The organism is Bombella sp. ESL0380 (assembly GCF_009725805.1).
In the GTDB taxonomy this organism is placed as follows: domain Bacteria; phylum Pseudomonadota; class Alphaproteobacteria; order Acetobacterales; family Acetobacteraceae; genus Bombella; species Bombella apis.
This window is the reverse complement of record NZ_WNIH01000003.1, coordinates 556008-569193: the sequence shown is the minus strand read 5'-3', so window position 1 is coordinate 569193 and position 13186 is coordinate 556008. Positions and strand designations below refer to the sequence as shown.

The 13186-nt window shown below is 60.3% G+C and carries 9 protein-coding genes and 2 tRNA genes; 3 read left to right on the top strand and 8 right to left on the bottom strand.

The annotated features are described in order from the left end of the window. Positions 1-47 precede the first annotated feature (47 nt). The 6 genes from GM608_RS03635 to GM608_RS03610 all read right to left on the bottom strand — a co-directional run bounded on the left by GM608_RS03635 (position 48) and on the right by GM608_RS03610 (position 5836). Positions 48-1361: an RsmB/NOP family class I SAM-dependent RNA methyltransferase gene (locus GM608_RS03635; RefSeq protein ID WP_248630444.1), complete on the bottom strand. Its 1314-nt coding sequence runs from the start codon at positions 1359-1361 to the stop codon at positions 48-50. 60 nt (positions 1362-1421) lie between these two features. Then, entirely contained in the window at positions 1422-2906 is a 1485-nt protein-coding gene (gene guaB / locus GM608_RS03630) for an IMP dehydrogenase (RefSeq protein WP_081563087.1), read from the bottom strand. A 144-nt stretch (positions 2907-3050) separates the two neighbouring features. Next, entirely contained in the window at positions 3051-4439 is a 1389-nt protein-coding gene (gene hemN, locus GM608_RS03625; protein WP_333645031.1) for an oxygen-independent coproporphyrinogen III oxidase, read from the bottom strand. A gap of 115 nt (positions 4440-4554) precedes the next feature. Beyond that, positions 4555-4628, bottom strand: a tRNA-Gln gene (locus GM608_RS03620). Positions 4629-4670: 42 nt separating this feature from the next. Beyond that, positions 4671-4744 (bottom strand) — tRNA-Gln (locus GM608_RS03615). Between the two features lie 69 nt (positions 4745-4813). Then, positions 4814-5836 carry a DUF475 domain-containing protein gene (locus tag GM608_RS03610; RefSeq protein WP_333645030.1) on the bottom strand — a complete coding sequence of 341 codons (1023 nt, stop codon included), beginning with the start codon at positions 5834-5836 and terminating at the stop codon, positions 4814-4816. A gap of 127 nt (positions 5837-5963) precedes the next feature. On the opposite strand from GM608_RS03610, the gene GM608_RS03605 reads away from it, so the two are divergent. Beyond that, positions 5964-6755 carry an RlmE family RNA methyltransferase gene (locus GM608_RS03605; RefSeq protein WP_103765474.1) on the top strand — a complete coding sequence of 264 codons (792 nt, stop codon included), beginning with the start codon at positions 5964-5966 and terminating at the stop codon, positions 6753-6755. After that, complete coding sequence (locus tag GM608_RS03600) at positions 6745-7608, top strand: glycosyltransferase (RefSeq protein WP_333645026.1); 864 nt, start codon at positions 6745-6747, stop codon at positions 7606-7608. Before GM608_RS03605 ends, GM608_RS03600 begins: the two co-directional genes overlap by 11 nt. A gap of 18 nt (positions 7609-7626) precedes the next feature. On the opposite strand, the gene GM608_RS03595 is transcribed toward GM608_RS03600, so the two are convergent. Next, positions 7627-8091, bottom strand: a complete 465-nt coding sequence (locus tag GM608_RS03595) for an Rrf2 family transcriptional regulator (RefSeq protein ID WP_081563464.1) — start codon at positions 8089-8091, stop codon at positions 7627-7629. Between the two features lie 220 nt (positions 8092-8311). Here GM608_RS03595 and hmpA point away from each other — a divergent pair, with 220 nt between their 5' ends. Then, positions 8312-9526: an NO-inducible flavohemoprotein gene (gene hmpA / locus GM608_RS03590; protein WP_333645023.1), complete on the top strand. Its 1215-nt coding sequence runs from the start codon at positions 8312-8314 to the stop codon at positions 9524-9526. Between the two features lie 85 nt (positions 9527-9611). Here hmpA and mfd read toward each other — a convergent pair whose 3' ends face one another. Beyond that, the gene (mfd, locus tag GM608_RS03585) at positions 9612-13106 is read right to left on the bottom strand and encodes a transcription-repair coupling factor (RefSeq protein ID WP_333645021.1); all 3495 of its coding nucleotides are present in this window, start codon (positions 13104-13106) and stop codon (positions 9612-9614) included. Positions 13107-13186 lie beyond the last annotated feature (80 nt).

Here is a 13186-nt window from a genome sequence, read left to right as displayed (position 1 = left end):
GCCGCAGGGACAGACAGGAGACCGGATAGCCCGTCCCTGCATGCGTCTCAGCCCTGGGACATTTTTTCCATGGCCGCCACGAAGAAACCATCCGTCCCGAAACCATGAGGCGTCAGGGAGAAAAGTGCCTTCTGCCGCAGTTCTTCCGGCAGAAGGATGGAACGTTTCTCCGCAGGCAGCAGGGTGTAGGCCTCCTGCCTCTTCAGGAAGGCTTCAATCTGCTTTCCGTTCTCCGCCCCCAGAAGGGAACAGGTGGCATAGACCAGCTTCCCGCCCGGCCGGACGAGACGGGCTGCAATGTCCAGAATGGCTGCCTGCTTGGCGCAGAGTTCCTTGATGTCCTCCTCTGTCAAACGCAGGCGGGCATCAGGATTGCGCCGCCATGTCCCGGTACCGGAACAGGGGGCATCCACCAGTACCGTGTCAAACTGGCCTTCCCGCCGTTTCGCCCATTTGTCGCCTTCACTCAGCAGATGCCGTGTCACGTTATGGACATCCGCCCGGCGCAGACGCTTCGTGGCACCATCCAACCGGACCCGGGAGACATCACAGGCCACGATCTGCCCTTTATTCTCCATCGTCATGGCCAGAGCCAGCGTCTTTCCGGCAGCACCGGCGCAATAATCCAGCAGCCTCTGCCCCGGTCTGGCATCCACGGCAGCTGCGATCAGCTGGCTGCCTTCATCCTGTATCTCTACCAGCCCTTCCCGGAAAAGAGCCGCCACTGTAACGGGCTGACGTCCTTCAAGCCGGATGCCCCACGGAGAGAGAGCCGTCGGCTCCCCCTGAAAACCTTCCCGCCGGAGACGGCGCAGGGCCTCCTCCCGTGTTCCCTTCAGAAGATTGACCCGCAGGTCCAGGGAGGGTGCCCCCATGAGGGCCCGCATTTCCTCCTCCAGCCTGTCACCAAAATCTTCCACCAGATAAGGGTGCAGCCAGTCGGGATATTCCAGCCGGACCGGCAGTGGCTGCTTCTCGCTGCTGATGTCCTGCCCTTCCAGAGCCTCCAGCATGACCATTTCACGCTCGCTCAGCGGAGCTGGAGCGTAACGCTCCCCGCTGAAAAGGGACTGGATGGATGAAAGGGGCTGCCCGACAAAATGCAGCATGGCCGCACAGAGCAGCCTCGGGGAAACATCCTCATGCCGGTAGCGCAGGTCGGCCCGCAGATGCCAGTGCAGCCGACGCCATGCCCGCAGCACGTCCCACGCAAGGGTGGAAATGGCCCGGCGGTCACCACCACCGATATAGCGGCGTTCACGGAAGAAATTGTTGGCAACGGCATCAGCCGGACGGTGCGGTGCGTTCTGGATCGCACAAAGCAGATCAATCGCACCAGAAAGACGAGCAGCGGGGGTCATGGCCCCCGCCTACTCCGTTTCCTTTCATCAGGAAAGGAAAAAATGACCTTTCAAAGCCAATTAAAGCCGATAGTTGGGAGCTTCCCGGGTGATGGTCACATCATGCACGTGGCTTTCCCGCAGACCCGCATTGGTGATCTTGCGGAAGCGGGCACGGGCCTGAAGATCGGCAATCGTGGCGGAGCCGGTATAGCCCATGCCAGCCCGCAGGCCACCGATCAGCTGGTGTACGACAGCCGCCATCGGCCCCTTGTACGGCACCTGCCCTTCAATCCCTTCCGGCACCAGCTTCAGCGTGTCCCTCACCTCACCCTGGAAGTAACGGTCTGCCGAACCACGAGCCATGGCCCCCATGGACCCCATGCCACGATAAGCCTTGTAGGTCCGCCCCTGATACAGGAAGCTCTCGCCGGGGCTTTCCTCACATCCGGCCAGCATGGAGCCGACCATCACGACATCAGCACCAGCCCCGATGGCCTTGACGATGTCACCGGACGTGCGGATGCCACCATCGGCGATGGCAGGAATGTCCAGCTCATGACAGGCGGCTGCCGTTTCCAGCACGGCGGAGAACTGCGGCACACCCACACCGGCCACGACACGGGTCGTGCAGATGGACCCCGGACCGATGCCGACCTTCACACAGTCTGCACCGGATTCGATCAGCGCCCTGGCAGCTTCTGGCGTGGCCACGTTGCCGGCGATCAGCTGCACGTCGGCATATCTGTCACGCAGGCGGGCCACGGTCTCCAGCACGCCACGGGAATGACCGTGGGCCGTGTCGACCACCAGCACATCCACGCCCGCCTCGACAAGAGCCGCCCCACGGCGGAGACCATCCTCCCCAACGCCGATGGCCGCAGCGCAGAGCAGACGCCCCTCCGCATCCTTCACGGCCAGCGGATGGGTCATGGCCTTGTCCATGTCCTTGACGGTGATCAGACCGATGCAGCGTTCCGCATCGTCCACGACCAGCAGTTTCTCGATCCGATGATCATGCAGCAGCTGGCGGGCCTGATCCGGGGATGCCCCGTGCCGGACCGTGACCAGCCCCTCATGCGTCATCAGGTCCCGCACACGGGTATTTTTATCTTCGGTAAAGCGCATGTCACGGTTGGTCAGAATACCAACCAGCCTGCCATCCTTCTCCACGACCGGGAGGCCGGAAATGCCATGGTGGGCCATGATCTCATGAACATCGCTCAGCGTCTGGTCCGGCCCCACCGTAACGGGATTGACCACCATGCCAGCCTCAAAACGCTTCACACGACGGACCTGCTCGGCCTGTCCTTCCAGCGTCAGATTCTTGTGGATGACACCCATGCCGCCCTGCTGCGCCATGGAGATGGCCATTTCCTCTTCCGTCACCGTATCCATGGCGGAAGAGAGCAGCGGAATGTTCAGCTCCAGCTTGCGGGTAAGACGTGTCTTCGTGCTGACCTGACCGGGAAGAACCGATGATTCAACCGGCTCGATCAGCACGTCATCAAAGGCCAGGGCATCACGCACACGGCTGTAAAGTTTGTCATTCTGGAAATTGGTCATGATGCCTACGCCCTCGCTCGTGCGTCCTGTTCAATACAACTAGGTCAGCCTACCACCACTGAAAGGGTAATTAAGCTGTTGGCAGGGTCTCATAACGCACTCTGTAACCATAGGCAAAGGAAAACAGACTGCAGCCTGCTCTCCTCACAGGGAGGAAGAAAAACGGGGGACTGGTTTCCCCTCGCCTGCTGCGGCCAGTTCCTTGCGCCGTGTATCGAATACGGCCGCCAGATGCCGCAGGAAGGGGCCGCCCTTTTCTGTCAGGCTCACCCGGTTGCCCTCCCAGCGGATCAGCCCGTCCTCCTCGAAAGGACGCAGGGCTTCCAGCTCTTCTGCAAAAGCCTGTTCCAGACCCTGTCCTGACGGGATGTAGGGTGTCAGGTCCACGCCCGAAAGGCACATGACGGTCTCGATCACCTTCCCCCGCCAGCGGTCCTCCTCCGTACGGAACACCCCCCGGGCAACGGGAAGGCCATCATGCTCCTTCAATGCCCGGATATAAGCCGCCGTAGACGGAATGTTCTGGTAGAATCCGTCAGGTGTCATGGAAATGGCCGATGCTCCCATCCCCAGCAGGACGGGTGATGAATCGATCGTATAGCCCTGAAAATTGCGATGCAGTGTACCGGCCTCATAGGCATGGGCCATGGCATCTTCAGGATGGGCATAATGGTCCAGCCCGATGGACTTGTAGCCTTCCTCAACCAGAACACGGTCGATCCTGTCCGCCTGCTGCAACCGCTCTTCCGAAGATGGGAGAGAGTCTTGCGGGATGAGCTGCTGGCGTTTCTGTTTCCACGGGACATGGGCATAGCCGAAAACAGCCAGACGGTCTGGCCTCATTCCAGCAACACGCCGGGCCGTGTCCTGTACGCTCTCGACTGTCTGATAGGGCAGGCCATAGATCAGGTCGATATTCACCCCATTCACCCCTGCCGCACGGGCCTGCTCCACACAGGCCAGCGTCTGCTCGTAAGACTGCACACGCCCACAGGTCTCCTGCACAATACGATCAAGGTCCTGCACACCGAAACTGATGCGGTTGAAGCCCAGCTCGGCCAACAGGGGCAGCATGCCCTCCGGCACATGACGGGGATCCATCTCCATGGCGATTTCAGCATCATCAGCCAGCCGGAACTGTTCCCGCACTGCGGACATTACGTTACGCAGAGCCGTTTCTGGCAGGGTTGTCGGTGTGCCGCCACCAAAATGGAGATGCCGGACCACACGCCCTTGCCCAACCAGTGCAACGATACGGTGCATCTCCTCCAAGAGAATGTCACCATAGGCTGCCCGTGCCTCTTCCTGCCGCATCACTGCCGTGTTGCAGGCACAGAAGCGGCACAGCTCGTCACAAAACGGGACGTGGAAATACAGGGAGACGGACTGCTCTGGCGGCAGGGCCTTCAGCCAGTCTGCCACCTCCTGCGGCCCGATGGCATCAGAAAAACTGACCGCCGTAGGATAGCTGGTATAGCGTGGCAGGTTGCCGCCATAACGGGCGATCAGGTCAGGAGAAATATTTGCAGCCACAGTCTCACCATAATCCAGTCTCGGTCAGGGAGCTTCTGCTTACAGCGGCGCACCCTGTTACGCAAACCACCCCATGGGCAGAATGTAACGGAACGATTAACCTGTCTGAGAAAAATGGCTGGGAGACCTGGATTCGAACCAGGGCTGACCGGGTCAGAGCCGGTAGTTCTACCGCTAAACTATCTCCCAAGCGGTCGGGGCTTCCCCCCTGGAGCAAACACACCACATGACTGGCTGGGAGACCTGGATTCGAACCAGGGCTGACCGGGTCAGAGCCGGTAGTTCTACCGCTAAACTATCTCCCAAGCGGCGTTTGCTGGAGGGGTTCTAGCCCCATTCCCCCCACGACGCAAGGGGGATGGGAAAGTTTTTCCTTATTTTACCGGACGCCGGAGTGCGCTGGCCAGAAATGCTCCACCAATCAGGACAAGCCCGACAAGCCCCGTCACCCACTCCGGCACCTCCACCAGCACGCTGACCAGCATCAGGAGGGAAAGGATGAAAATGGTGTAAAACGCCCCATGCTCCACATAGACATACTCGGCCAGAGCATTCGTTTTCAGCATGGAGAGTGTCATGGAACGGACAAACATCGCCCCCACGCCCAGCCCCAGCGCAATGACAACTGGGTCCGTCGTGATCGCAAAGGCCGAGATGACACCATCAAAGGAAAAACTGGCATCAATGAATTCCAGATACAGAAAGGTCAGCAGCCCCCCGCCAGCCGCCATGCGGGACGCCCCCGGCTCGCCTATCAGCCAGACCAGCGTTTCCTTGCCCAGAATATAGGCCGCAATCCCCCCGCAGCCCCAGAACAGGAAGGCCATCGGGTCATGCCCCTGCCCTATCAGGCGGGTGATGAGCATGAGAACTGCCAGTGTCAGCCCGACCGGCAGGGCTGACACCCCGCCCAGACGGGCTGCCGGACGCTCCAGCCATGAGAGCCAGTGATGCGTCTTGTCATCATCCAGAAAATAGTTCAGCGCAATCAGCAGAAGGAACGACCCACCAAAAGCGGAAATCATGTCCTTTGCCCCCAGCATGATGGCGGCATAACGCTGCGGCTCCATGATGGCGAGATGGGCCGCCTGCCATGGTGACAGCCCGGCCACCAGAGCGACCAGAAGCACGGGGAACAGGAACCGCATCCCCAGTACGGAAAGAGGCATCCCCCAGCTGATGTACCGCTTCTGCCAGCGTGGCGACATGGTTTTGAGGATGCCATAATCCACGATGGCATTATCCATGGATTCAGCCGTTTCCATCAGGGCAAGAATGGCCACGCCCTCCACACCCATGAGAGCACCGTACAGGCTGGGCGTATGTCCGTACCCCAGAGCGGCACCAGCACACAGGGCCAGAGCGGCCAGAACAAAAGCGGCGTAAAACTGTCTCAAGAGCTGTACCTGTTTCTCAAGATGATGAGCCTTTCTGCTCATGATCCCTCATCCCTTACAGGCAAAAAGGGGCAGGCAGCAACGGACAGGCTTTGCAGGGCGACAGTAAGAGCCTATCTTTCCCTCCATGAGTCCGAAACACACGCCTCCTTCCTCCCGCCGGCCAAAGGGCGGTGCCACGCCACCCCGCATCCCCGGCAAACCCCTGCGCCACTCCCGTACGCCTGGCACCCGGGATACGGCGGATGACGCCGCCACCTCCCAGACACTGCGAACCCAGACCGTAAAACTCCGCAAGGCACGGGGCCGCACGCCAGCGCAGCAGCGCTGGCTGAACCGCCAGCTGAACGACCCCTACGTGACGGCGGCACGACAGCAGGGCTGGCGCTCCCGTGCCGCCTTCAAGCTGCTGGAAATGGATGACCGCTTCCACTTCATCAGGCCCGGAAGCCGGGTGGTGGACCTCGGAGCTGCCCCGGGAGGCTGGGCACAGATTGCCGTCAAGCGTGGAGCTGCCAAGGTGATCGGCGTGGACCTGCTGCCGGTGGACCCGGTGCCGGGGGCCGAGATCATCGAGGGTGACTTCATGGAGGCCGACATGCCGGAGCGGCTCCAGGCCATGCTGGGCGGGCGGGCTGATCTCGTCATGTCCGACATGGCACCGAACACGACCGGCCATGCCGCAACCGATCATATCCGCATCATGGCCCTGGCCGAAAACGCCCTGGATTTCGCCCTGAAGATATTGGCCGAGGACGGAGCCTTCATCGCCAAGGTCTTTCAGGGAGGGTCCGAGAAAGACATGCTGGACCTGATGAAACGCAATTTTACCGTCGTCAAGCACGTCAAACCCCCTGCCTCCCGCAAGGAATCGAGCGAGCTTTACGTCATTGCCACGGGTTTCCGTGGTGAGCCGTGAGTTCAACGACTATCCGGAACCGATTCGGAACCTCTTCATAGGGGCGCTCTGCGGCCATCAGGACGCCTGCTTTGCCCTTCTGCCGATCGGTCTGGAACAGTCCCTGTTTCCGGTCCTGTCCCGCTGCGTTCCACAGGAATTCCCCCGGAACATTCCGAAGCACATTGCCCAGTTCTGGGACAGCCCTGAACCGCCGGAAGACGTCCAGGCTGCCATGAAAGGCATCCGGAATGACAACCCGGCTTTCTCCTACCATCTGGAATGTGATGCCTCCGCCCGGGCGTTCATCCATGACCACTATGGCGCCAGCATCACCGCCCTCTATGACGTCTGCCCTCACCCGGCCATGCGGTCGGACTTCTGGCGGCTCTGCTACCTGCATGTAAAAGGCGGCGTCTATATTGATGCGGATGTAACAAGCCGTGCCCCTCTGACAGACATAACCAGAGGCACACATTTCAGGACGCTGTTACCTTATTCCGTCGGCGAACCATGGTGCCTCGACAATGACGTACTCATCCAGGAGGCTGGCAACCCTCTCATGCAGCATATCATGGAAACCATGTTCCAACGGGTCCGGCACATTCTGGAAACCGGCTATTTTGAAAATGTCTGGGTCTCGACCGGCCCCGGCGCCATGGTTGTCGGCACGATGAGCTGGATCGCCCACACCCTGAAAAACCAGAAAGTTCCATTCCATGAGATCAGCCAGTTCCTGATGGCAGCAGGAATCGCCTTTGTTGCCCATCGTCAGGTCGAGCAGACACTCGATACCTGCTCACACTTTGCCTACCAGAGCACCAATGCCAACTGGCGAAAATTCATGAAGTGGCCTGACAGCAACACCCCCTGATCCTGACAGCAACATCCATCACCGTTCCGCTCCAGTCATCATTTCCTGCACGGCCTGCATCAGGACACTTCGCTCATGAGGGGCCGTGACATCGGCCAGCGTGACTTCATCCAGCACATCCATGAAAGCGAATCGGGCTTTCAGCAGCGTCTGTTTCAGACGGCAGCCACCAACCAGAATGCAGCCAGAAGCTCCCTCCTCCTTGCCCATGCAGCCGACAAGGGCGAGATCATCCTCCGTGCAGCGGACAATGTCTCCCAGATAGATCTCCTCAGCATTCCTGCCCAAACGCAGCCCACCATTGCGGCCACGCAGCGTCTTGATGAAGCCGTGCCGCCCCAGCCTGTGCACGACCTTGACCAGATGATTCTCTGATATGCCGTACACGCGGGCAATCTCGCCAATGGAGACGAGACGCTCCTTCTGTGTCTCCAGATAGATCAGGGACCTGAAGGCATAGTCGGTATAGAGGGTCAGACGCATTCCGGGAGCTTCCTTCCGGTCGTGTTTCAGATGATCCGGCGTCACTCCAAGCCTGCATGCAAAAGAGGAGACGTGGTGGCAGTGGCTCCTTCTCCGAAACTAACAGAAAGATGACATCTGCCAACCTGTTTCCTTGCCTCGTCTCTTCCGGCTTGACAACGGCTGGTATCGACCTATTTTAAAGATGTATTTTGTATACATCTTTTAGAGAGTGTGATCCTTGTCCATTTCCCTCACCCCACAGACCCGTACCATCGTCAAAGCCTGTATTCCTGCCCTGGAGGCTCATGGCGTCGACATCACCAGAGAGATGTATCGCCGCCTTCTGAGTGATGAAAACATCCGAGACCTCTTCAACATCTCCCATCAGAAAAATGGCGACCAACCCAGGGCCCTGGCCTATGCCGTCCTCGCTTATGCCCGCCATATTGACGATCCCACGGCCCTGAAGGACATGATCGAGCGTATTGCCGAAAAACATGTCGGGCTGAACATCCTGCCAGAACATTACCCCCATGTTGGCACAGCGCTGCTTGGGGCCATTGCCCATGTCCTGGGAGAGCAGGCCACACCTGAAATCATGGAGGCATGGAAAGAGGCTTATGGTTTTCTGGCTGACGTATTGATCAACCGGGAACGGCAGATATATGAGGACCACGCCGCCAGAAAAGGCGGCTGGACAGGATGGCGTGCCTTCCGCATTGCCAATCGGCATGAGGAAACGGCTGACACCGTCTCCTTCATCCTTCAGCCGGTGGATGGCCAGCCCGTCATGCAGCACCAGCCGGGCCAGTATCTCAGCTTCCGGCTGAACATCCCTGGCCATGGCCCGGAGCGCCGCAATTACAGCATCTCATCAGCCCCGGCAGATGACCATTACCGCATCACTGTCAGGAAACAGGAAGACGGCGTCGTGTCCCGCTGGTTCCATGACGATGTCCGGACAGGTGATACTCTGGATGTCTCTGCTCCAGCCGGTGATTTCTTCCTGCAATCTTCCTCCGAAAGGCCGCTGTGCTTCATCTCTGCCGGTGCAGGCATCACGCCTGTCATGTCCATGATGGAAGCACTGACCACCCGCACTTCACATCCGGCCATCCATTTCATTCATGGCACCCAGACAGCAGACAACGAAATTTTTGCCCGCAAAACCCATGGGCTGGCTGCCTGCGGAGCCATTACGGCAGACCTGTTCTACAGCCAGATGAACAGCCTCCCACAACGGACAGATGGCCTGAACTGCCATACTGGACGCCTCACACCCTCATGGCTGAAAGCGCATAAGGACAGACAGGCTGATTTCTATATCTGTGGCCCGACAGAGTTCATGGTCAGCATGATCCACACCCTGCGGGAACAGGATATTCCCATGGATCGCATCCATTATGAAATGTTCGGCTCTGCATCCACCCCCTATCTCGTCACACAGGCCTGAACCTGTCCGACACCGCAACGACATGAAAAATGGGGCGGCACCATTATTGCCGCCCCATTCCTGCCTTGCGGATTGAAAGCAACCTTCAGCCTGCCTCGGCCGGGCGAACCTTCTCCAGCAGCTTGGTCAGAGAAGCCAGAATCTTCCGGGCCATGCTGATACGCACGGCATTGGTCATTTCCCGCACCATGGCCAGCTTGTGGTCAGGCCGTATCTTCACACCGGCCTTCTCATTGCGGGCAACCCAGCGGATCAAACCATCAGGGTTGCCGAACCTGTTCCTGCGGAACTGGAGGACCATGCCTTTCGGGCCTGCCTCCAGCCGCTCCACGCCCGTCTCACGGCAGAGCTTCTTGATCATCACGACATCCAGAAGGTTCTCCACCTCCTGCGGCAGAGGACCGAAACGGTCCACCAGTTCAACCCGCATGGCGTCCACATCCGCCTCATCCTTCAGGGCGGCAATGCGGCGGTACAGGCCAAGACGGACGGGCAGGTCCTTCACATAGTCCTCCGGCAGCAGCACCGGCAGGCCGAGGATGATGTTCGGCGTCCAGCCCGTATCTTCCTCCTCGCCTTCGTTCCTCATCCGGCGCAGGTCCGTCACGGCGTCCTGAAGCATCTGCTGGTACAGCTCGATTCCCACCTCCTTGATGTGACCGGACTGCTCATCTCCCAACAGATTTCCTGCCCCTCGCAGGTCAAGGTCATGAGATGCCAGCGTGAAGCCCGCCCCGAGGGAATCAAGCGTCTGCATGATCTCCAGCCGCTTGACGGATGAAGCCGACAGGACATGCGTCTGCGGCCAGGTCAGATAGGCATAGCCCCGCTGCTTGGCCCGCCCCACACGGCCCCGCAGCTGGTAAAGCTGCCCAAGGCCGAACATGTCCGCCCGATGAATGATGATCGTGTTGACCCGGGGCATGTCCAGCCCACTCTCCACGATGTTGGTGGAAAGCAGGATGTCGTATTTCCCCTCCGAGAACTCCGTCATCACCGTTTCCAGCTCGGTGGGAGTAAGGCGGCCATGAGCCTCCGTGATGCGGGCATCGGGCACGATCTCCCGCAGCCGGTCGGCCATGTGCCGCATGTCCGTCAGACGGGGCACCACGCAGAAGACCTGCCCTCCCCGGAAGCGTTCCCGCTGGATGGCCTCATGAATCATCACCCGGTCAAAAGGCGTGATGAAGGTGCGTACGGACAGACGGTCCGTCGGCGGGGTGGCGATAAGGCTCATTTCCCGCACGCCGGAAAGGGACAGCTGAAGCGTCCGTGGCAGAGGCGTGGCGGACAGCGTCAGCACATGCACGTCTTCCCGCAGGGCCTTCAGCTTCTCCTTATGGGACACGCCGAAATGCTGTTCCTCGTCAATGATGAGCATTCCCAGCCGTTCGAACGACACGGCTTTCGAGAGCAGCGCATGGGTGCCGATGACAATGTCCACCGTTCCATCGGCCAGCCCTTCCCGCACCTTCGTGGCTTCCTTGGCCGTGACCATGCGGGAGAGCTGCTCCACCTTCACGGGCAGCCCCTCGAACCGCTTCCTGAAGCCGATATAATGCTGCCGGGCCAGAAGGGTCGTGGGTACGACCACCGCCACCTGCATCCCGGACATGGCCGCCACGAAGGCCGCCCGCAGGGCCACTTCCGTCTTGCCGAAGCCCACATCACCACAGACGAGCCGGTCCATCGGCTTGCCACTGCTCAGGTCCTCCAGAACGTCCGCAATGGCCCGTGACTGGTCTTCCGTCTCCATGAAGGGGAAACGGGCGCAGAATTCATCCCACATCCCTTCAGCCGGGGCCATGATGGGAGCTTCCTTCATGGCACGGGCCGCCGCCGTGCGGATCAGCTCTCCGGCCATTTCCCTCAGGCGGGTCTTCATCTTCGCCTTGCGGGCCTGCCACGAGCTGCCGCCCAGACGGTCGAGCTGCACCGCCCCCTGCTCGGAGCCGAAACGGCTCAGCAGATCAATATTTTCTACGGGCAGAAGAAGCCGCTGCTCACCATCATACAGGATGGAGAGATAATCATGGGCCACACGCCCTTCCCGCACCGTCTCCAACCCGACATAACGGCCAATGCCGTATTCCTCATGCACGACGAGATCGCCCTCTGAAATCTCGCCGATCTGCGTGATGAAGTCATTGCCCTTGCGCCTGCGCCGGAGCGGACGGGCCAGACGTTCCCCCAGCAGGTCCTGTTCGGACACGAAGGCCAGACGCTCCCCGGTGAAGCCCCGTTCCATGCCCAGCACGACAAGCCCGACAGCCCCACGGGCCATGCCCGCCGCCTGCGCCCAGTCATCGAAACTCTCGCAGGGAATATCATGGTCCCGCAGCAGGCTGCTGATCCGCTCCCGGGAGCCGTTGCTCCAGGCCGTCAGATAGGTCCGCCGTCCCTGCTTCGCCCAGTCCTGCACATGGGTGGAGAACTGGTGGAAGACCCCTTCCCGTCCGGCACCGCCCATGCTGGCAAAGACCGGACCCGGCCTGTACCCGGCATCCACGCCTTCTGCGCCATCGGGCTGGGCGAAAGGTGACAGCAGGACGGTGGGGTGACCCTTCAGCATCCCGTCCCAGCCATGACGGTTCAGATAGAGCCGGTGCGGTGGCAGGGGCCGATAGGGCAGCTCCCCCTCATGCCCGGCGGCACAGCGGGCCTGATAATGGTCGGCGATCATGTCCAGCCGTGCCGTCAGGATTTCCGGCGTGTCCCGTTCGAAACTCAGGGCGGCATCCGGCAGGTAATCCAGCAGGGTTTCCATATGCTGGCCGTCGCCGTCATGGAACAGTGGCAGATAATGCTCTGCTCCACTGGCCCTGCGTCCTTCCAGAAGCTGGCGGTAGAGAACATCCTCCATCGCTCCCACGCCGAACACATCCCGCCAGCCCGTCTGGAAGCGGCTCAGGCTGGGCTTGTCCAGCGCATATTCCGAAACCGGCGTCAGGCTGAACTCCGTCCGCTGGTCCGTGGACCGCTGGGTGGCAGCATCAAAACTGCGGATATTGTCCACCTCATCCCCGAAGAGGTCCAGCCGGACAGGCTCCCCGGAATCAGCGGGGTAAAGATCGAAAATGCTGCCCCTCATGGCGAACTCGCCACGTTCCATCACCGTATCCACACGGCTGTAGCCGTTGCCCACGAGCCGTTCCGCCAGACTGGTCGCATCCAGCATATCACCGACCTTCACATGGATGGTCTGCCCCGCAAAGGCCGCACGGGGCGGCACACGCTGGAGCATGGCATGGATGGTCGTCAGCACGATGCGGCCCGTCTTGGGCCGTGGCTCCAGAAGGTGGCTCAGCGTGGCGGCACGCTCGGCCACGATGGAAGGATTGGGGGAAATCCGGTCATAAGGCAGACAGTCCCATGCCGGAAAGCGCAGGACGGTGACTTCCGGCATCAGCCAGCCCAGCATGTCCGCCAGAGACGCCAGGGCAGCGTCATCATGTGCCACATGAACAAGCGTCCCCTCATGTTCCGCCAAACGCTGACGGAGCAGGAATGCCACCGCCCCATCAGGCACCCCCCAGACTGTCGGACCAAAGGACGCAACGGCAGAACGATCAACAGGCATCAGGGCGGGCTCTCCACTAAGGACATTTTTATTATCGGCCGGTTCTGCTACCCTATAGCCCTCCACAGCCCCCCTGTCAG

What these genes read in the sequence shown, in the direction of transcription:
- GM608_RS03635 (WP_248630444.1), bottom strand. Translation starts at nt 1,361, where the DNA reads ATGACCCCCGCTGCTCGTCTTTCTGGTGCGATTGATCTGCTTTGTGCG.
- guaB (WP_081563087.1), bottom strand. Translation starts at nt 2,906, where the DNA reads ATGACCAATTTCCAGAATGACAAACTTTACAGCCGTGTGCGTGATGCC.
- GM608_RS03605 (WP_103765474.1), top strand. Translation starts at nt 5,964, where the DNA reads ATGAGTCCGAAACACACGCCTCCTTCCTCCCGCCGGCCAAAGGGCGGT.
- GM608_RS03595 (WP_081563464.1), bottom strand. Translation starts at nt 8,091, where the DNA reads ATGCGTCTGACCCTCTATACCGACTATGCCTTCAGGTCCCTGATCTAT.
- mfd (WP_333645021.1), bottom strand. Translation starts at nt 13,106, where the DNA reads ATGCCTGTTGATCGTTCTGCCGTTGCGTCCTTTGGTCCGACAGTCTGG.